20 protein-coding genes are annotated in these 19070 nt (G+C 68.2%); all 20 read right to left on the bottom strand.

The window, feature by feature from the left end:
- Window positions 1-405, bottom strand: coding sequence for a DUF6093 family protein (locus Aco04nite_RS41390; RefSeq protein ID WP_213002650.1), 405 nt, complete (start codon window positions 403-405; stop codon window positions 1-3).
- A 12-nt stretch (window positions 406-417) separates the two neighbouring features.
- Window positions 418-1005, bottom strand: coding sequence for a hypothetical protein (locus Aco04nite_RS41385; RefSeq protein WP_213002649.1), 588 nt, complete (start codon window positions 1003-1005; stop codon window positions 418-420).
- A gap of 2 nt (window positions 1006-1007) precedes the next feature.
- A complete protein-coding gene (locus Aco04nite_RS41380; protein ID WP_213002648.1) occupies window positions 1008-2807 on the bottom strand; it encodes a glycoside hydrolase family 5 protein in 1800 nt (599 codons plus the stop codon).
- Between the two features lie 20 nt (window positions 2808-2827).
- Entirely contained in the window at window positions 2828-4870 is a 2043-nt protein-coding gene (locus tag Aco04nite_RS41375; RefSeq protein ID WP_213002647.1) for a phage tail tube protein, read from the bottom strand.
- Between the two features lie 10 nt (window positions 4871-4880).
- Complete coding sequence (locus Aco04nite_RS41370; RefSeq protein ID WP_213002646.1) at window positions 4881-6665, bottom strand: DUF4874 domain-containing protein; 1785 nt, start codon at window positions 6663-6665, stop codon at window positions 4881-4883.
- 10 nt (window positions 6666-6675) lie between these two features.
- On the bottom strand, window positions 6676-7404 hold the full coding sequence (locus tag Aco04nite_RS41365) for a phage tail tube protein (RefSeq protein ID WP_213002645.1): 729 nt from the start codon (window positions 7402-7404) through the stop codon (window positions 6676-6678).
- 45 nt (window positions 7405-7449) lie between these two features.
- Window positions 7450-9048: a glycosyl hydrolase family 28-related protein gene (locus Aco04nite_RS41360; RefSeq protein WP_213002644.1), complete on the bottom strand. Its 1599-nt coding sequence runs from the start codon at window positions 9046-9048 to the stop codon at window positions 7450-7452.
- Between the two features lies 1 nt (window position 9049).
- The gene (locus tag Aco04nite_RS41355; RefSeq protein ID WP_213002643.1) at window positions 9050-9736 is read right to left on the bottom strand and encodes a hypothetical protein; all 687 of its coding nucleotides are present in this window, start codon (window positions 9734-9736) and stop codon (window positions 9050-9052) included.
- 30 nt (window positions 9737-9766) lie between these two features.
- A complete protein-coding gene (locus Aco04nite_RS41350) occupies window positions 9767-10576 on the bottom strand; it encodes a tyrosine-type recombinase/integrase (protein ID WP_213002642.1) in 810 nt (269 codons plus the stop codon).
- Complete coding sequence (locus Aco04nite_RS41345; protein ID WP_213002641.1) at window positions 10573-11202, bottom strand: hypothetical protein; 630 nt, start codon at window positions 11200-11202, stop codon at window positions 10573-10575. Before Aco04nite_RS41345 ends, Aco04nite_RS41350 begins: the two co-directional genes overlap by 4 nt.
- Before the next feature lie 22 nt (window positions 11203-11224).
- Window positions 11225-11524, bottom strand: coding sequence for a hypothetical protein (locus tag Aco04nite_RS41340; RefSeq protein WP_213002640.1), 300 nt, complete (start codon window positions 11522-11524; stop codon window positions 11225-11227).
- A 10-nt stretch (window positions 11525-11534) separates the two neighbouring features.
- Window positions 11535-11942, bottom strand: coding sequence for a hypothetical protein (locus tag Aco04nite_RS41335; RefSeq protein WP_213002639.1), 408 nt, complete (start codon window positions 11940-11942; stop codon window positions 11535-11537).
- 15 nt (window positions 11943-11957) lie between these two features.
- Window positions 11958-12905, bottom strand: a complete 948-nt coding sequence (locus tag Aco04nite_RS41330) for a phage major capsid protein (RefSeq protein ID WP_213002638.1) — start codon at window positions 12903-12905, stop codon at window positions 11958-11960.
- A gap of 56 nt (window positions 12906-12961) precedes the next feature.
- Window positions 12962-13465: a hypothetical protein gene (locus tag Aco04nite_RS41325; RefSeq protein WP_213002637.1), complete on the bottom strand. Its 504-nt coding sequence runs from the start codon at window positions 13463-13465 to the stop codon at window positions 12962-12964.
- Window positions 13466-13520: 55 nt separating this feature from the next.
- Window positions 13521-14450, bottom strand: a complete 930-nt coding sequence (locus tag Aco04nite_RS41320) for a VG15 protein (RefSeq protein ID WP_213002636.1) — start codon at window positions 14448-14450, stop codon at window positions 13521-13523.
- A 3-nt stretch (window positions 14451-14453) separates the two neighbouring features.
- Window positions 14454-15845, bottom strand: a complete 1392-nt coding sequence (locus tag Aco04nite_RS41315; protein ID WP_213002635.1) for a phage portal protein — start codon at window positions 15843-15845, stop codon at window positions 14454-14456.
- Between the two features lie 13 nt (window positions 15846-15858).
- Window positions 15859-17544: a terminase large subunit domain-containing protein gene (locus Aco04nite_RS41310; RefSeq protein WP_213002634.1), complete on the bottom strand. Its 1686-nt coding sequence runs from the start codon at window positions 17542-17544 to the stop codon at window positions 15859-15861.
- Entirely contained in the window at window positions 17534-18079 is a 546-nt protein-coding gene (locus Aco04nite_RS41305) for a hypothetical protein (protein ID WP_213002633.1), read from the bottom strand. The genes Aco04nite_RS41310 and Aco04nite_RS41305 overlap by 11 nt, the downstream gene beginning before the upstream one ends.
- 189 nt (window positions 18080-18268) lie before the next feature.
- The gene (locus Aco04nite_RS41300; RefSeq protein WP_213002632.1) at window positions 18269-18664 is read right to left on the bottom strand and encodes a hypothetical protein; all 396 of its coding nucleotides are present in this window, start codon (window positions 18662-18664) and stop codon (window positions 18269-18271) included.
- The gene (locus Aco04nite_RS41295; protein WP_213002631.1) at window positions 18661-18993 is read right to left on the bottom strand and encodes an HNH endonuclease signature motif containing protein; all 333 of its coding nucleotides are present in this window, start codon (window positions 18991-18993) and stop codon (window positions 18661-18663) included. The genes Aco04nite_RS41300 and Aco04nite_RS41295 overlap by 4 nt, the downstream gene beginning before the upstream one ends.
- Window positions 18994-19070 lie beyond the last annotated feature (77 nt).

Genomic DNA, 19070 nt, shown 5'->3' with positions numbered 1-19070 from the left:
TCAGGCCGTCCTCTCCGTGCACTGCGGGCGGCGCGAGCTCGCGTCGGTCTTGTGCATCAGTGAGCGGATGACGAAGACTCGGCCGACCAGGTCCGGGTCCGTCTGCGACGCGGTCATGTGGACCTCGTCGCCGACCTCGAGGCCGACCACGCTCATGGGCAGCTGCACCTCGACGGCGAGCAGCACGACCTGGTCCTCGCCGACGTCGGTCTCGCTGCTGGACGAGTACCGCGACAGCTGCACCCGGCACTTCCCGGCGTACGGGTCGGGGTCGACGTACTCGTCAGTTACGTCGCCGTATCCGTCGGACACCCGCTCGCCGGTAGCCCGGCGGATGGTGCAGGCGTCGACCATGCCGGCCTCAGCGGCGGCCCGGGCCCGGGCCAGCAGTGCAGCGCGGGACATCGGACCTCCAGGTCAGGTGAGTCGGACGGAGCCGGCCTTGGCGCCGTACTGGCGCCGTAGCGCGGTGGCTAGCGACGTGGACGCCTCGAGGGCGGCGCTCGTCGCCTCGTAGGCCTCCTGGTAGTCGTCGATCGCCATCCGCGTGATCCCGGACGGGTTGGTGGCCGGCCCTTTGGCGAGGGCCAGCGCGGAGGTGCGAGCCAGCTCGAGGTGCTGGTCGCCGTCGGGATAGCCGTGGGTGTAGATCACGACGATGGGGACCGGGCGGCATCCCGCGCCCGCGGACCAGCCGTGCTCGCGCCACAGGCCTCCGGGCCCGGTGCACCAGGCGCCGCCGCTGGTGCCGTAGGCGAGGTCGGCACCGTCGTAGGTCACCGCCGTGATCGTGGTGACCGGCCGCTCCGGCAAGCGCAGTAGCGAGTCGGTGCTGCCGTAGAGCGTCACCTCGTCGTCGACGACCTCGACCAGGCGCTGCCCGACGATGCCCTGCACCAGCGCGGTGGCCGCGTCGAGCAGCAGGCCGGCGGTGGTCGGCGGCAGGTCGGCCGGGACTCCGGGCATGGCCATCAGGTCCGGGATGGTGGCGAGACGATCGGCCATGATCAGAACCCGGAGACGGCGGCCCAGAAGGGCTGCGTCGCGATCGCCATGGAGTTGATCGCCATCGTGGACGTGAGCGTGGTGGCCCCAGTGCTGACCACACCGAACTTCCGGCTGTTGATCGCCGCGACCGGCATCGGCGCCTTCAGAATCTGCGGAGCCGTGCCACCGTTCCAGAGCAGCTTCACGCCGACCAGCTCGCCAGCGCGGAACACCCGGGTGCGGGTCGTCATGTCCAGGGTCCGGTAGCCGGTCGTGGTCAGGACGCTACCGATGTCTGCGGTGCGGGCCAGCTCGAGGCCGCTGTCGGGGTCGTAGAGCGCGGCGAAGCACTGGTCCGCGGTCGGGGTCGCTCCGGCGGTGCCGACGTAGACGACGACGCGGCAGAGGAAGCCTGCGTTGTCGATCGCGGCCACGGTCCCGAACTCCTGCCCGGCGACCATCGCCGATGCACCGGTGCACGTCTCGACCGCGACGTTCTGCCCGCGCCACTGGAGGCCCTGCCGGATAGCGGACATCGGCCGGCGGCCGCGCGGCTCGTACCGGGCCCGGAAGGTCGGGTGCGCTTCCACAACCGCGGCGTTCTCGGCTGGGGATGCCAGCACGTCCGGATCTGATCCGGAGAGGTAGTAGCGCAGGTTGTAGCCCGCGCTCCACTTCGAGCCGGTCGACCACACGCTGGCCCAGGCGGTCGCGCCGTAGCCGTCGAGCAGCTTGAAGTACTCGTCACCCAGCGCGTTCCAGGCTGCCGAGCCAGCCGCGTCGGTGACACCCACGATGCGGGGCCAGCCGACCTCGCCGAGGTAGACCCGGACGCCTTTCTCCTGCGCCCAGTCGAGCCAGGCGTGCAGCTGCGTGCACTGCAGCTTGACGATGCCGTCGGCGTACGGGCTGTCGGTCTGCCCCGACGCGGTGTTGTAGCTGGCGTAGGTGTTCGGGTACGAGCCGTTGGAGTCGAAGTAGATGTGCCCCTCGTAGACGATGTTGTCCAGGACGGGGTCGACGACGTACTTGTGGATCTCCTTGTTGCCGACGCCGGCGGTGTTGCTCAGCCAGCTGTTGACGACGCCGGCGGCGTACCCGGAGACCATGATCGCGGTGGTGTCGCCGGTCGCACGGATCGCGTTGACCGCGGACTGCGCGAACGCGTACCAGCGGAACTGACCGGTCTGCGAACCGCGGCCGTCGCCGATGTCGCTCGTCGGCATCGACCCGGGCTCGTTCATCAGGCCGTGGCCGATGACCGTCTCGTTGTCCTTGTAGCGGTTGGCCATCTCAGCCCAGTGCGACGCGAACTGGGCCTCGGTCGGGCCGCCGACCGCACCGAACTTCACGTCCTTGTACCCGCCGTAGTTGTGCAGGTCCAGGACGACCTTGACCCCGTACTTCGCGGCCCAGCTGATCTGCTGGTCGAGCAGGGTCATCTGCGCCGCGTTGTTCGGCTGGGTCAGGTCCGGCTGGATCCGCTCCCACAGGTACGGCAAACGGAAGATCTTGTGCCCGCGGGAGGCGAGGTACTGCCACTCCTGCTCGAGCGGCCACCGCCACTGCGACGGGGTGGCATTCGCAGTGGACCAGTGGCCGAACTCGGCGCCGCTCAGGTTGACGCCGCGGTACGCGATGTCCTTGTTGAGCTTGGTGGCCTGGGCCGCGCTGCCGTACGTAGCCACGATCCGGGCCCGCTCGGCGGGAGTCAGCAGCTTCTTGTTCGCGCCGTCGGCGATCTCGTCGAGGTCGATGACGCCGGGGTCGAACAGGTCACCGTCGCTGTCGCGGACGGTCGGCAGTTTGCGCATAACCATCGGGTTTGTCTCCTGCCGACTTAGGCGGTGGTGAGGTCGAGGCTGATGACGGTCCGGGCAGGCACGGTGAGCGTGATCTTCCCGCCAGTAAAGGAACCGCTGCCGGTCTGCGTCGGGGCCGCGGTCGGTGCCGCGGGGTTGGTCGCCCAGGTCACGTAGGTGCCGGCGGTGAGGCCACCGAGCCCGATCGTGATGGTGCTGTTCACGGTGGCGTCCTTGTTGACCAACACGACCTTGCCGTTGCTGGTAGCGAACGCGTCAAGCATCGCGATACCGCCGACGTTCGGCTGACCGGTCCAGGTGGTCTCGACGACCGCGTCGCCGAAGCGCTTGAACGTCCCGTTCATGCCGGTCCACATCCCGATGCCCCAGAAGGCAGGGAATCGGGTGCGGATGGATCCCGGCTGGTCGTCGTTTCCAGCGCCGTCGTTCATCAGGCCGATGGCGCCGTTGGAGTCGGAGTACTGATAGGCGTGGCCGCCCTCGCTCAGCGTTTGGCCGATGACCGAGGCGGTGAAGCAGCAGTTCCGCCAGGTGTAGAAGTCGACCTTCCCGTCGTAGGACGGGGACCAGTTGAACTCCTCGAGCCCTACCCGTGCGCCCGGCTTGATGGCTCGCAGGTCGACGATGTGCTGCCGGTACTGGTCCGTCTTCGGGAAGCCCGAGCCGTCGGTGTTCGCGCCGTCATATGCGTGGTAGCTCAGGACGTCGAGACCATCCACGGCCGCAGCGCGGGCGATGGTGTCCGGGTCCCAATACGAAGCGGCCGGCGCGGAGAGCACGATCGTCGGGTCGACCGTCTTCGCCGCGGCGATCCGGCCAGCCAGGGCGGCGATGTAGGCGTTGACCGAGCTGGGTCCGGCGTTCTCGGGTTCGTTGCCGATGATCCAGTCGGTCACAGGGCCGCCGGCGGCGACGGCATTGGTGACGTTGAAGAAGGTCACCAATCCACTAACGTCGGAGTCCGGGAAGACATTGTCAGAATCGTTGCCGCCGATGGCGATGCAGGGGTTGCCGCCCATCGCCCGGATGTTCTGCACGTAGGCGAGCGCGTCGCCGACGGTGTTCGCACCGCCTGCCGATGAGCCCGGGGACCCGCCGGCGTACCGGAACGGCACCCGCCAGGTGATCGGGCCGAGCGTGGCCAGTGCGGTGCGCTGGGCAGCGTTGGCGTTGATGTTGCTGCCCTGCGGGGTGCCGTAGGTGGAGATCGTCGAGCCGATCGACCGGAGCTGGTCGAGAGGGTAGGTCGGGGCTCGGAAGTCGATGCTGACCTGGGTGCCCGTGCTCGGCGGGGCGCTGGAGCCGACGACGAAGCCAGGGCCGCCTGTGGCGGGCTCCGCGGTGACGGTCAGGATGCCGCCCGTGAATGAGGTGCCAGGGACGATCGAGTCGTCGATGGTGACGACGCCGGCTGAGTAGCTGACGCCCGGTGCGGTGTCGTTGACGTAGACGATCCCCGGCGTCCCGGAGTAGAAGCTGAACGGCGAGACCCCGGGGTCCGGATCGGGATCCGGATCGGGATCCGGGTCCGGATCGGGGTCCGGATCGGGGTCCGGATCGGGGTCGCCCCCGCCGCTGCCGACCGCCACGACGGCCCGCAGGTTCGGCTGGTTCGTCATCAGGATCGGTACCTCGTAGCGCTCGGGCATGTTCGCCTCGAGGTCGAGGAAAGCTGTCTCCCCGCACATGACGGGGAAGATCTGGACCAGCTGCCCGTTGGCGTACGCGGTGGCCGCCGCGTAGGACTTGCGGCGGACCAGGAAGCCGCGGGTGTCCGGGGTCAGCGCGTTGAACGCCAAGTCAGTGCCGGTCTGCCGCTTGAGCCGCAGCCGAGTGCCGGAGAACGACCGGCGCCCGTTGACCGCGGTGTCGAAGGTCGACTCCAGGCCCGAGGTCGGAGCGCCGGCGGTGTCCGGGGCGAACCCAGTCGCGCCGTCCGCGGTCATGTATGGCGAGATCCGCAGCCCGGCGGCGAGCTCGTCGACGGTGGGCGCGGCGATGTTCGCGATGGTGAGGACCCAGTCCCAGCGCTCTTTGCCGTCGCCGATGATGTCCGGCACGTAGCTCTCCTTAGGAGACGGTCAGGTTCCGGGCGAGGCTGTTGCGGCCAGTCGACCCGTCCCACAGGCCGGTGTTGGCCAGCTGGATCGCGTACGCCGGATTCCCAGCCAGCCCGCTCGCCGGGTCGGGCAGGGCCAGGTGGACTGCCCAGGTCCCGGCCGTCGGCGCAGTGACGGTGCCGGTGATCGTCACGCCCGAGGAAAGGGCGGGGATGGTCCGGACGTCGTACCCGAGGTCGCGAGTGATCGTGGTGCCGCCGTTGACGAATCGCACCTGCAACGGCCGGTTGCTGAGAACTCGGCCGAAGCCGTCGTTGGCCATCACCAACTCGACGCTGACCGAGGCGCCGGCCGCCGACGATGTGGGCATTTTGGATGAGACGAGCCGCAACCGGTAGCCGAGCAGTCGGGAGACCTCGTCCCTGTTGGTCGAGCCCCAGCCCGCGAGAACCGAGCCGTAGTACTCGGGGTTGAGGTAGCTCCAGTGCTGCGCGCTCATCTGGGAGCGCATCGCCGGGTAGTCGGTGGCCGGCGGGTTGTTCGAGGCGGACTCGCCGCCGTGGGGCCGGCCCGGCTCGATCTGGTTGATCAAGTAGGTGCGGGCGTCGGCCTCGGACTGCGAGTTGTACGTGCTGTACGTGCCGTAATCGCCGTCCGGTGAGCCGATCGCATCGTTGTGGAAGCCCAGGCGGGACATGTTGAGCCCAGCATCAGCGGCCCAGCGCAGCAGCCCGACGTAGCGGACCTGCACATAGATCGACGTCGCCAGCTTCGACATCAACCCGCTCAGGACCGCCATGCGGTTGTTCTTCTGAGTGTCGTTGGTCGAGCCCACGTCACCGAAGACAGCCGCGCCACCGAGGGTCTTGGTGTAGTACTGCTCGCCCCACATGCCGATGAAGCCCATCTGCACGGCGTGGATGACGTCGGCGTTCGCGTTGAGAACGTTGCCGATCTGGTCGATGTGAGACAAGATCCGCGCGAGCGGCGGTTCGGTCACCTGGCTGTAGTCGCCCGAGGTGTTGTAGCAGAACCGGGGGAGCATCTTGCAGCCCGCGGACCGCAGCGCGGTCATGTCGTTAGCGAGTGCCGTGAGCCAGGCCGACGGGATGGTGTCGGCGCCGAGCATGTCTTCCATGACGTAGTAGCGGAAGACCAGCGACCGGCCCAAGCTGGTCCGGGTGCTCTGCAACGTCGAGGTGTTGAGCGCGGAGAAGCCCGAGCCGCCGGAGTAATGGGTCTCGGTGTACTGGAAGAAGCCGCGCTCCGGGCTGGGGAAGATCTCCGTCGACGCTGTGTACGTCTGGGTGGTCAGCGTCGGGTCGGGAGTTCCGCCGCCGCCTCCGGACACGGTGAGATCGCCACCGACGACCCACTCGTTGGTCGATCGCTTCCGGGCCGTGATCAAGGAGTACTGCGCGCGGGTGGTCAGGGTGCTCGGGGTGCGCAGGGTGACACCGCCCGCTCCGGCGAGAGTCACCTGGCCGACGCCGTACTGCAGCACCGAGACGACCGTCCCGACCGGAAACGCGATGGCCGCGGCGGTGGGGATAGTGACCGTGACCGCCGACGCCGAGTTGACCTCGACCAGGGCGCCGGCGTCAGTGAGGATCAGCGAATAGCTGCCCGTCTTGAGCACGGTGCTGATGTAGCCGCCGATGCCGAGCGCGGTCAGGTTGGCTCGCTCGTCGGCGGTCAGCAGCTTCTTGAGAGCGCCGTCTGCGACTTTGTCGAGCTTGATGACGTCGTGGTTGACGATCTCGCCGCCGGCGACGGTGACAAGGGTCCGCGCCATGGGTTGCCTCTCAGATGGTGGTGACGGTCAGCAGGCCGTCGGCGTAGGTGGTGCCGGAGACGATCGCCTCGTCGATGGTCACCAGGCCGGCGCCCTCGGTGACGCCGGCGGCGGTCTCGTCGATGACCACCAGGCCCGAGGCCACGTCGAAGGAGAACGGGCTCGCCGGGTTGGGATCCGGCGTGGGGTCCGTCGGTGTCGGGTCCACGGGCGTCGGGTCCGTCGGGGTCGGGTCGGTGCCCGGCAGAGTCGGGATGCCCGGGATGATGGCCCGCAGGCTCGGTGGCGCCGAGACGAAGATCGGTACCTCGTAGCGCTCGGGCATGTTTGCCTCGAGGTCGAGGATCGCGACCTCGCCGCAGATGGCCGGGTAGACCTGGACCAGCTGGCCCGGGTCGTACGCGACCGTGGCGCTGATCGACTTGCGCCGGACCAGGAAGCCTTCGGCGTCGGCGGCGAGCAGATCGAACGCCGTGTCGACCGCGTTGTCCTGCCGCTTGAGCCGCAGCCGGGAGCCGGAGTACGAGCGGCGTCCGGGCGCCGAGGTGTCGACATTGAACTCGACCGAGCTGGTCGACACCGCGGCGGTGTCCGGGGCGAACCCTGATGCACCGTCGGTGGTCATCCACTGCGAGATGCGCACGCCGGCGGCGAGCTCCTCGAGGGTGGGCGATGAGGTGACGGCGATCGCCGGCACCCAGTCCCAGCGCTCCTTGCCGTCGCCGATGATGTCAGCCACGGCGCTCCTCGAGGACGAGAGTTACTTACTGGTATGCGGGATGCGTCAGTTGCCGACGCGCGTGAGCGTCAGGGTGACGTCCTTGGAGGCCGAGCCGTTGATCGAGGTCCCGCCGACCGTGTAAACCGACAGGCCGACCGTGTCGTTGGCCGCGAGCACCAGATCCTCGGCCGCCGCCGGGCGCGAGTCCGTACCCGCCAGGCCGAACTCCTTGACCACGGCGCCGTTCACGGTCAGGATTCCGGTCCGGTCCCCGGTGGTTCCGCCGACGAAGTTGAGGCTGGAGCTCGCGGTGTAGACACCGGGCTTGAGGACCTTGATCACGTCCGCCGTCTCCATGTCGAAGACGTCCGGGTCGCGGTTGTACTGGGTCGTGCCGAGCGTGACGGCGACGACGTCCCCGGATGTGACCGCTTGGTTCCCGGTCTTGTACTTCCGTGCCGTGGCAACGATGGCGTCCCGTGGGTCGATCGGGAAGGAGTCGCCGCCGGCCACGTAGCGCTTGGTGTGGATGTTCTGGATGTTGCCGTCGTTGCCCGTCACGGTCATCTTGCCGCCGGAGGAGTGCTGCACGACGATGCCGGTTCCCCGGTCGGTGTTCAGGCCGCGGAGCATGTTGTCCGCGACGATGGCCTCGGCATTCATCTGCCCCGTGTTCGCGTTGACGCGAATGTAGTGGTAGACGGAGCTGAGGCCCTCTTCCTTGCCGGTGATGATGTTGCCCCTGATGGTGCTGCCGCGGCCGTCCAGGCAGCTGACCTCGATGCCGGAGTAGTAGGTGCCGTCGGTGCCCTCGCCGCCAAAATCTTCGATGTAGCTGTTGAGGATCTTGGTCGCAAAGCATCCACTTACGCTGATAGCGGTGCCAACGATCCCGTAGGTGTGGGTGTTGTCGAAGGTCCAGCCGGAGCCCTTGTCGAACGCAATTGCATTCTGGTCCATGTACGAGATCTCGCAGTCCCTCATGAGCCCATCGAGGTTGGAGTTGAGGCTCCTGGAGATCTGCTTGACGCCGGTGTGGCCGCAGCCGTTCATCTTGGTCGTGGTGATCTTGTTCTCGGATGCCGTGTTGGTGATGACGGTGACGTCGTCCCTGCCGACGTCGGTCAGCAGCACCGAGTTGCGCGGCATGTCGTAGATGTAGCAGTCCTTGATCTGCGACCAGAAGTTCATCAGGATGATGCCGCTGGCCGTGCTCAAGGGGTTGTTGGCCCTGTTTCCATCGAAGGCCATGTTCTCGATGAGGATCTGGCCATCGCAGGTGGTGGAGTTCGCGACCCAGGCCGGGGGAACAAATAGGCCCACGGCGCCAGCGGGGGTCGTGATGTTCGCGCCGTTCTTCTGCTTGATGACCGCGCCGCTGGCCTTCGAGTAGCCGAGGCCGAGGACGTGGCGGCCGGCGGGAATCGGGATGTAGGTGTTGACCAGGTAGACGCCGGGAGGAAAGACGATTGTCGACGCGGGTGGCGAGGCGGCGATCGCTGCCTTGAGTGCCACGGTGTCGTCGGTGGAGTCGTCGCCCTTGACCCCGTGGTCCTTGACGTTCCAGAAGAACAGGTCGCCCTTCTTGACGACTTCGGCCAGGTCGACGAACGACTGTCCGATTGTGCCCCCGACGATGGCGGGTAGTTGCCGCAGGGCCATGTCAGGCGCCGAGGCGGGTGACGGCGAGAACGACGTCCTTGGGGACGCTTCCGTTGATCGATGTTCCGCCGACCGTGTAGACCGACAGTCCGATCGCGGCGTCAGCGGCGAGCACCAGGACGTCTGCAGCTGCGGGCCGCGAGTCCGTGCCAGCGAGGCCAAATTCCTTGGCCACGGCGCCGTTGACGGTGATCAGTCCGGTTCGGTCGCCTGAGGTGCCGCCGACGAAGTTCACGCTCGCTGTCACCAGGTAGGGCCCGGGCTTGAGCACCTTGATCACGTCGGCCACCGAGGTGTCGAAGACGGTTGCGTCGCGGTTGTATTCGAGGGTGTCGAGCGTGACGGCCACCACGAAGTTCGTGGTCGCGGCCTGGTTGCCCGTCTTGTACTTCCGGGCCACCGCTACTGGGGCCGGCGCGACCGGGCCGGTATCCACGACACCACCGGTAGCCGTGACAGCCGCGGACCCACCGGACCACCGGACCGTGTAGCTGCCGGGATCGGCGAAGAACGTGACGAGGCCGGCATCGTTGGCGTACACGATCGGGCTGACGGTTTTGTTCTTCGACGAATCGGCGTAGAGCAGTGCCCCGGCGCCGGTCTGGTCGGTGACCCGCAGCGGCACCCCTACCGGCGCTCCGGAGATTAGTGCAGGTCCGAACTTGCCTGCCTGCGAGTAGACAGCCACATGGGCCTCCAGTGCGAGGGGTGGGTCTGGTCAGAGCGCGAGGATGGCCCGGCGGCGCTCTTCGTCGGTGACCTGGGTGTAGACGGCGGTCGTCGCGGGGCTCGCGTGCCGCATCAGCTCCTGGGTAATCCGCAGGTTCGCCCCGGCGCCACCGATGTCCTTGTCCATCAGCAGCCGCGTGCCGTAGAGGTGCCGGAACATGTGCAAACCCAGAGGCCTCGGCAGGCCGAGATCGCGGGCGTAGACGCCGAACGCGTGCGAGATGCCCGCCGGCTTGTACGCCTGGCCGCTCTTCGCCAGCACCAGCTGGCCGGGTGGCGCGGGCGCCACCAGCTTCCAGACCTCGGCGTGGGTCGGGAGCACGTCGACCCGACCGCCCTTGCCGCGTACCCGGATCTGCCGGTCGTCGATGTCCTCGCGCTGGGCGCGAGCGATCTCCGAGGCGCGTAGCCCGGCGTATCGGGCCAGGGTGACCGCGATCTGCCAGCGCTGCTCTCCGGCGGCCATGATCCGCTCGTAGGCTTCGAGGCTGGCCGGACGCGGGCTGCGCTTCGGCACCTTCGGTCGCGGCAAGTTGATCATCGGGTCTTTGTCGATCATCCCGGCTTTTAGTGCCCAGACCAGGTAGCTGTGCAGGTGTCCCCAGTAGGTCGCCCGTGTCGCCGTCGACCAGTCGGGGTTCGCCAGCCATTTCGTGATCTTCGATTCGGTGGCCCGGGTCAGCTCGCCGATGTCGTGCTCGGCGCGTGCCAGGAGTTCGAACCGGTCGGTGCGGGTGTTCTCAGAGTGCCCGGCCGCCAGTTCCCATTCTTGGTAGTCCCGGCGGCGTTTGTACGTCATGACGAGATCCAACCGACGGCCGTGACTATGCCGCCGGCGGCCACCCCTGCGGTCGGGGTTACCGTCAGGGTGAGCGCCGCCGCCGTCTTCGACTTGAGCGACAGAGTGACCTTCCCCAGCAGGACGCTGCTCACGGCGACGTCGTGGGAATAGCCCGCTGTCGGCATCGGCGTCGACCAGGTGAACGTGACGTCGACCGACACGCCGATCAGGAGCAGTGGCAGCGACGCGGGCGCCGCGATTCGGAGCGACGAAGGCCCACCCGGGCCCTGCGCGCCGGGTGTACCCGGCTCGCCCGGTACTCCCGGTACTCCCGGAAGCCCAGGCGATCCCGGCGCGCCGGGCGGCCCCGGGGCTCCCTTGAGCTCCGGGTGGGCCGACATGTACGCGGTCACCGCCGCGGCCATCGCCGCGGAGGCTGGCTGGGTGGCGTCACCAGGCGCGACGTCCTCCCGTGCCAGGACCTGCTGGGCATCGACCAGTAGCCGGAGACCCGACAGGCCGGTGATCACCTTCAACCCGATGAACTGCTCCGGCTGCCAGTTGACCGGAAAGCGAATATAGGGCTGGTCGAGGTCGTCACCGGCGGAGGTGACGACGCCGTCCGTGTCGATGCGGACCCGCACGGGCCGTCACCCTCTCCGAGTGTCAGCGACCGGCGATGCCGGCGACCTGGGTCTCCACGGTGCGCAATGCGCGCCGGGCGACGTCGGCCTGGTCGTCGTCGGTCTCCGGAGTCGGCAGGCCGGTGGTGACGCCGGCCACCGAGTAGTTCTCGTTCGGTGTCGGGTCGACTTCCACGCCGCGGAAGCCGCGGGTGTGGTCGTCGTCGACCTGGTGCTGCGTCTCGGCGGTGGACGTGTCGGCCGCGATCGCGGCCTTCTTGACGTCCTGACCCTGGGCGCTGTTCTCCGGGTGGTCCTCCACCACAGGCTTACGAGCTGCCATGCCAGCCTCCTCAGGCGTACTTCGCGACGATGCCAACGCTGACGAGGCCGCCCGGGTCAGCGATTCCGGTGCCGACCGCCGCGGACTGCCACTGCAGCACCTGTCCGGAGGTGACCTGCAGGTTCGCAGGCGTACCCGACAGCGTGATGGTCTTGGCGACCGCGGCGGTGGCGTTGACGCCGGCGTCGAACTGCAGCGTGGCGACTACGGCGGTGCCGGCCCCGTCGGTGCCCTTGTTGACCAGCGACATCGAGCGGGTGTTGGTGTTCGCTCCGGTGACCGCCGCGGTCGGGATCCAGGTCACCGAGGTGACGGTGCCATCACGGGGGACCGAGTGAACGATCGTGGTCTGGGAGTTTCCCACCGTGGTGATCGGCGGGGTGTTCCGGGTGACCCCGGATGAGAACGGCGCAGTCATCTCTCAGGTCTCCGATCAGGCGATGTTGAGGCGGGCGACCGGGTACCGGTTGCCTTCGGTCGGCTGGTCGTAGTTGAGGAGGTTCGCGACCTGCCATCCCACCCGGAACGTGAGGCGGATCGCCGTCATGTCCTGCTGGGCGAGGTTGTAGATGATCGTGCCGGTGTTGTCCTGGATCACGGCCTCGGTAAGGATCTTCATCGTGATGTCCTGCCGGACACCGACGACGAACTGCGACCAGTCGCCGCCGAAGACCCGCGGCGCGCCGGAAGCCGTGCCCCACATGCCTCGCATCGGGTAGACGATCCGGTTGCCGTCCAGCGTGTCGAGGGCACCGCTGATGCGGTTCTCGTCGAGCTTGCGGCCCTGGGTGTCGCGGGCGGCACGGAGCTTGCCGCGCAGACCGCGGGCTGCGACGAAGCCGTCGATGTCGAAGCCGTCATCCTCGACCAGCCCGTAGAGCTTGTCGATGTCGCCCATGAAACCGCCCTGGGCGGTCGTCGAGCCGCCTTCGGTGGCGACGTTGCCGGCTGCGGTCGCGGCTGCGGCGATGTTCGTGGGCCAGGTGCCCGGGGCGTTGGTGCCGAAGAACACGGCGCCGTCGAGGCAGCGGTAGAACGCCTCGACGAGGTACGGCATCATCTCGTCCCAGACGTTGAGGTCGACGTCGGCGACCACGTTGTCGGGGACCGGGACGATCGCCGCGATCTCCTCGATGTTGAGGTACTTGTTGGCCCAGTTGACCTCGGTGGTCTGCTTGAGGCCGGTGTCGCCGTTGACGAAGTACGCCAGGGGCAGCGCGGACAGAACCGGGAAGCGGACCTGCGCGCGGCCGACCGGGACACGGCGGAACAGGCCGAGCGTGGCCGAGTCGTCCGTCGCCCGGCGGATCATGTCGGTCGACACTTCCTCCGGGATCAGTGAGCCGGCGTCGGTGCGGCTGACCAGGTTGTTGTAGGGCATGGATCACTCCTTGTTGCTGGGCAGCGGTCCCCGCCCTACGGGGTGCTGCGTCCGGATCAGCCCAGGCCCGCCGCTTGGCGGATGAGCGCGTTCATGTCGGCTGGCTTGGCGGCCGTGGTGCGGGGGCCGCCGTCGAAGTTGGTGGCCTTGCCGCCACCGAGCCGCTTGACCGCGGCCGCGATGGCCTTCGAGTCAGGTTCTCCGTCGTCGCCGACGAATTTGGACAGGTCGGCGTACTCGAGGAAGCCGTCCAGCGCTTCCTTCGCTAGCCCGGCCTCGACGGCCTCAGCGCGCAGCTCGGCGCGTACCAGGCGCGGCGCGGCGGCGCGGGAGGCCTCCGTCTGGCCGGCGGTCTTCGCTTCGGCGACGGCTCGCTCCTGCTCGGACATCGCCGCGGCGCGGACCTTCTCCAACTCCTTGGCCGCACCGGCGTTGCTTTTGGCCCGGTCCTCGTTCTTGCGGGCCAGCACCTGCCACTTCTCGGCCTCGGCCTTCCAGTCCTTGACGTCCGTTTCGGTCGTCTCGGTCTCGGTCCCGGCCTGCTCCTGCTCTTCTGCCATCGTCCGTACACCCGTTTCGGGATCTTCCGGGCGCCGTTTCGGTGCCCGAGTGGTCTCAGATCAGGTAGCCGTTCTGCCGCAGCAGCAGCAGCGCCTGGCCTCGGTCGCCAGCCGCCTGCACGTAGATCGCGGCGGGGGTGAGCCGGACCACGCGCGTCCCTCGGCGAGCGCCGAGGCGTTGCCCGGCCAGGCCGGCGCGTGTGGTGCCGGTCGTGGTGATGCCGGCGTCGGTCATGCCGCGGCGGGCGTTGACCACCTGGGCGATGTCAGCGCCGTCGCGGATCGCCTGGGCGTCCGCGGCGGTGAACGTCTTGTCCTGCTCGTCCGTGCTCATCGCCTCGAAGGCGGCACGCGGGTCGGTGGTGAGGTCCCCAGCGACCGCTTCGGGCGCCGGGATGGTCGTGCAGTCGCACGCGGAATGCCGTTTGAACCGGGCGTCCCAGGCGTAGACCGTCCCGGCGAGCAGGATGCAGCGCGAGCACGACGGCAGCGACAGCATCCGCACCCACCGGCCGAGCTGAGGACGGACGGTCTGGGCCACCTGGTCCGCGGCCCGGCCTGCGTCTGCGACCTGCGTCCGGGTGATCAGCTCTGCGGTGAACGCCCCGGATGCCCGCGCCCGGCCTTCGGTCGCGCCCTGCTTCAGCGCGGTCAGCGCGGTCAGCGCCGGCTGGAACATCAGCGAGTCCAGCGGACGTCCGTCCGATGCCTGTCCTGCGAATGTGATCGCGTGGACCGCGGCGACGCCGTCGTCCTCGAGGTCATACGCCTCCGCGAGCTGCCCGAGGTACGACCCCGCCGACGCCGCCGCGGTTGTCTGCGCGGACTCCACGACCGTAAGGACGTCTGGCATGGCCTCTTGCCACGACCGGACGATGTTCGCCAGGTCGATGCGGCCCCACAACTTCCGGACTTCGCGGCCGGCGCGTTTGGCGAGTGCCGCCCGGCGCTTCTGGTGGGCTCGGGCGACCTGTTCGGCCCGCACCGGCTACACCACGTTACCGCCGGCGGCGGCCTGCTCCCGGGCGAGCGCCGCGACCGGGTCGCGGGCGTCCTGCTCCTCGAGCATGGTCTTCCACCGGCGGATCTCGACCTGCGAGGCACCCCATCGTTCCCACAGCGCCTCCTGCGGGACGCCGAGCGTGCTCATCTTGACCAGCGCGTCGACGAGCTCGCCCTCGGTGCGGAACTCGGGGTTCTTCCAGATCGTCTCCATCGACTCGTCGTCGCCGCCCAGACCGGCGGTCCTGCGCGCCAGGCGGGCGCCCGCCTCAGCTCCCTCACCAGAGGTGCGTGAGCGCTGCCGGACTTTGGAGACCAGACCGGACTCGGATGCCTTGAGCGTCTCGCCGTTGACGTTGCTCATCTCGCCGAGCAGATACTGCGCCGGTGTGCGCGTACGCGACGCGATGTCTTTGACGTCCTCGCGCTTCGCCGCTGAGTACGGGTCCAGCGGGGCCGCGTCGAACTGGCCGAACTTCGTCTCGGCCATCTCGGAGGTGACCATCCGGTTCCGACCGACGTCGATCTCGGTCTTGTTGCCGTCGGCGTCCTCGTCCGGGAAGCCGATCGCCCACTTCTGCGGGAACGCGCCGAAGTCCTGGGTCATCAACCGGTCCGCGAGCGTCTTCGAGATGCGGTCCTGGATGGAGACGACGTCGGCGATCTCGCTGACGCCACCGCCGAGCATGCGCGGGTTGTTGGCGATCTCGACCAGCGGCACCTCACCGAGCGGGTTGGGTGCCGGCCACGCCTCGCCGCGGACCGGGCGCGGCTCCCAGCGAGGTTCCGCCACCTCACCGATGACGGACTTCTTGTCCGTCTGGAACTTGTAGATCTTCTCGGGCAGGTACAGCGTCGCGAAGGTCCTGCCGGTCCAGTCGTCGGCCCACAACTTCAGGCCGGCGGCGCGCACGCGGCGGGAGGTGCCCGGCTCGTACTCGACCGTCGCCTGCGTCGGGTGCTCGGTGAAGATGAAGGGCCGCTCCACCCGGTCCGTGTTCGGTGCCACCAGCAGGAAGGCGGAACCGCCGATCGCTGACTCGAGCAGGACCTGGTCGAAGCCGGCGTCGAGGTTGTTGGCCTGCCAGATGTCCCAGGTGGGCTTGTCCGCCTCAGCGTTGTCGCCCACGCGGAACCCGTCGACGATCATCCGTTCGACCATGCTGTCGACGACCAGGCCCATGTAGTTGCTCTTGGTCAGCTTCAGCAGCCGGGAGAACTCGCGCCGGGCCTGTTCCGGGAGCCACGGCACTGAGGCGGGTGCACCGCGGTAGTAGGCGTCCATCAGCTCGAAGTGGTCCCGCTGGACGAGCAGCTGCTTGTAGAGCCGCTTCACCCACCACATCGGGGTCAGGGGAGCGTCGGGCTGTGCTGGCACCGTGCCCCCTCTGTCAGTAGCCGCGTACGCGGCCTGTCACCTTGGTCAGCCGCGACGGCGGCGTCCAGAGCTGATCCGCGGTCACGTCGCCGGCGGCCTCGTTGCACAGGATCGACACGACGGCCATGTCGATCTTCTGAGCCTGCGAGGGTTTCTCCAGCACGTACCGCTCGTTGGTCCGGGGCGACTTCCGCGCGTTACGCACGTGCACCTTGGTGATCTCGCAGCCGTCGTGCCTGAACGTCGCGGCCGCCTTACCGACGTCCGTGAGCAGGCGCTGCGCGGCGGCGTGCATCTGCGTCGTGCGGAACGTCGACCAGCGCACGACGACCGTGTCGCCGAACTCCTCGGCCCAGTCGTCGATCTCGGTCGACCACCACGGCGGGTCCGCATACAGACGCACGACCTGGAAGCGGGACATCACCTCGGCCATCGCCGCGCGCACCTCGAGGCGCGGCACCTGGCCCTTGTGCATCTTCGGGTCCCAGACCATCGGCCGGCCGTCGGCGAACTTCGGCGTGAACTGGTAGCCCTCGCGCGTCTGGAGCCGGATCCCGGTCCAGTCGTCGGAGTCCGAGCCGTCGAACCCGCCGACGACCACCGTGCGGTCCGGAACCTCCCGGAGCCGGGCCAAACCGTCCCAGAGGTCGCCGTCGAGCCAGGCGCTCGCGCCGTAGACCAGCCGGTTGCCGTAGAACCGCTCGGCCTGGGCCTTGTCGGTCTCCATGAGCTCTTCGGCCTCGGCGTTGATGCCGTGCAGGTCGGCGTGCGGAGAACCGCGGTAGTTGAAAGCGTGGATCCTGAGCCGGTCCGCCTTCAGCTCGTATTTCAGGTCGGCAGGCGGCGGCTCATAGAACCGGAAAATGTCCTTCTTCGATGACTGGTGCGTCATCTGCGCGGTCGAGTTCTCGGCCGGGTTGAAGCAGTTCGTCGTCTCACCCGACCGACCGCCCATCGCGGCTGCGCCGCGGCGCATGGTCTGCGCGACGCTGACCAGCTTGTTGGTCGTGGTGTAGAGCTGCGACTCGTCCTGGAGGCAGAACGTGATCGGGTTACCGAGCCGGCTCTGCGCGCTCGACGTCACGACATCGATGCGGTTCTGATCCGGATCACCGTCCTCGTCCCGGAGCCGGATGAAGCCCTCGCGGACGAGCATCCTGCCCTTGAGGCGGGGCCCGCGGGCCATGGCCTGCAGCGGGCGGTAGACGTTGTCGACCTGGTCCTCGCTGGTGGCGAGCAGCTGGATCAGGGGAGTGGGCCAGGCGTGGCCCATGGGCTCGCCGGGCTTGTACCGGTAGACCCAGCCGCAGTCGCAGCCGACGTCCTCGCACACGTACGCGTCGTTCTCGCCGGCCCAGTCGTAGAAGAGCACGGGGCCGAGACCCTCGGCCGCGACCCAGGCCGCTGACCAGGGTCCCTTGCCGGTCTTCTGCGGGGCGATGACCTGCGACCGGCGGTAGTGGAACGCCTCCGAGCGGATCGGGATGGCGTCCGGGTCACCGATGAGGTAGTCCGGGTCCTGCTGGGCTTCCGGCTTGATCCGGTAGTGGTTCGCGGTGCACCACAGCTGCCAGTCGTAGGGCCGGAACGGGCGGCCCTTGCGGAAGCCGTCCGGGATGATGCAGTGCCTCTGGATCCAGGCCGGCACTACCCACAGGGTCGGGAAGTCGACGACGTACGGGTTCGGCTCAGCCGGCACCCTGGATCACCGTGAACCGGCCGCGAGGATCGTCCGGGTCGTCCTCGAACGTCTGCTCGGAGCGCTTCGCTGAGAGTTCGTCGTCAACGATCGCCCAGCCGTTTTCCTTGAGTCCGGCGGGCGTCATTCCGACCTGGTCGGCGAAGCGGTGCAGCGAGTTCTTGTCGGCTGCTGTGGCGTCCGCGGACTCACACAGCACGAAGGTACGGACCCACATCGCAACCGAGAGCCAGCGCCACGAAGCCATCGACCATGCGCACGCCTGCGGCGATTTCCACACCTGGGCCCACAGCTCGAGCTCGCGCTCGCGGCGGCTCTTGGTTGCGTCCTCGTCGAACTTGCGCTTGCGCTCGCCGTCGTCAGAGAAGTCGATGTATACCCGGACCTGGGGAAGCGGGAACGCCGGGGTTTCCCCGTCGTAGCCAGCGGCCGGCAGTGCCGAGAGCTTGTATTGCCGTCGATCGCTGCGGCCCGACTTCGGATCCGGCGCCGGGCCGGATCGATTACGTGCACCACCACGACCCATATCGATCACCCCTAACCGCGTTTCGCGGCATCGGTGCTTACAGTCAGTCACGTTTCGCGACCGCCCTGCGCGGGTCTGAACTTATGAACCCTCCGCGGGTTCCAGCGACCTCCCCCGCGGTCTCCTAGCCCATCGACCCTGGGGGATACCCCCCTGGGTCTATATGTAGGTCCGTGGATTCGTCACGCTGCGTGATGCTCAGGTATCGAGGGCCCTGATGATGGCTGCCTCAACCTGTGCGAAGAACTTCGGTGCCTCAGCCTCGACCGCGGCTTGCCCGTCGGGCTTGGGTGCGGTGTGCACGCTGCCGTACTCGAAGCCACGTCCCATGCCACCCTGTGGCTTGGCCGACTGTGGCCCGATCTCAGCGTCGATGCGATCACCAAGGCGTGCGATGTCGTAGTCGATGGCCAGGTAGTAGAGCTTGCCGTGCTTGCCCGCGCTGCGCTTGGCCCGCTTGCGCCAGCCCGTCTTGATGTTCTGCGCTGCCTTCTTGGCCACGGGGTACAGCTCGTCAGCCACCCTGTCGCCGGCCTGGTCCAGGTCGTGGGCCATGGCGTCCAGGCCATCCAAGCTGATGTGCATGTCGCTCACCTGGCAGCCCACCCTCCAGGCTGGTCACGTCCTGTGCGCTGCGAGTGGCAGCTGTGGCACAGGGACCTGAGGTTGCTGGGGTCGTGGCCGCGCGGGCCTTTGGGGCCGAGGCCGTCGATGTGGTCGACGTCGGTGGCGATGCTGCCGCAGGGGCAGAGCGGGTGCCGGCCGAGGTGTGCTGCTCGGGTTCGTCGCCAGCGTGCGTCGTAGCCGCGCTGGGCGGCGCTGCCGCGCTTCGCCTCGGCCTTGCCGTTGCAGCTGTCGCAGCGTCCGGTGTCGACCAGGGCGGGACATCCGGAGGTGGAGCAGACCTTCTTGGCGCGGGCCATGATCGCCTCGCATCGCCTTGCCCGGATTTGGGCGTAGTTGTGCTGCTGCACAGTCCTACCACAGACCATGATCGATG

The sequence above is a fragment of the Winogradskya consettensis genome, assembly GCF_018332715.1.
Lineage (GTDB): Bacteria > Actinomycetota > Actinomycetes > Mycobacteriales > Micromonosporaceae > Actinoplanes > Actinoplanes consettensis.
The sequence above is the reverse complement of the archived record's forward strand: the minus strand, read 5'-3'. Positions and strand labels throughout refer to the sequence as shown.

Excerpts from the sequence above, each read along its gene's own strand:
- Aco04nite_RS41390 (WP_213002650.1), bottom strand. The coding sequence starts at position 405 with ATGTCCCGCGCTGCACTGCTGGCCCGGGCCCGGGCCGCCGCTGAGGCC.
- Aco04nite_RS41385 (WP_213002649.1), bottom strand. The coding sequence starts at position 1,005 with ATGGCCGATCGTCTCGCCACCATCCCGGACCTGATGGCCATGCCCGGA.
- Aco04nite_RS41380 (WP_213002648.1), bottom strand. The coding sequence starts at position 2,807 with ATGGTTATGCGCAAACTGCCGACCGTCCGCGACAGCGACGGTGACCTG.
- Aco04nite_RS41370 (WP_213002646.1), bottom strand. The coding sequence starts at position 6,665 with ATGGCGCGGACCCTTGTCACCGTCGCCGGCGGCGAGATCGTCAACCAC.
- Aco04nite_RS41360 (WP_213002644.1), bottom strand. The coding sequence starts at position 9,048 with ATGGCCCTGCGGCAACTACCCGCCATCGTCGGGGGCACAATCGGACAG.
- Aco04nite_RS41350 (WP_213002642.1), bottom strand. The coding sequence starts at position 10,576 with ATGACGTACAAACGCCGCCGGGACTACCAAGAATGGGAACTGGCGGCC.
- Aco04nite_RS41340 (WP_213002640.1), bottom strand. The coding sequence starts at position 11,524 with ATGGCAGCTCGTAAGCCTGTGGTGGAGGACCACCCGGAGAACAGCGCC.
- Aco04nite_RS41335 (WP_213002639.1), bottom strand. The coding sequence starts at position 11,942 with ATGACTGCGCCGTTCTCATCCGGGGTCACCCGGAACACCCCGCCGATC.
- Aco04nite_RS41330 (WP_213002638.1), bottom strand. The coding sequence starts at position 12,905 with ATGCCCTACAACAACCTGGTCAGCCGCACCGACGCCGGCTCACTGATC.
- Aco04nite_RS41325 (WP_213002637.1), bottom strand. The coding sequence starts at position 13,465 with ATGGCAGAAGAGCAGGAGCAGGCCGGGACCGAGACCGAGACGACCGAA.
- Aco04nite_RS41295 (WP_213002631.1), bottom strand. The coding sequence starts at position 18,993 with ATGGCCCGCGCCAAGAAGGTCTGCTCCACCTCCGGATGTCCCGCCCTG.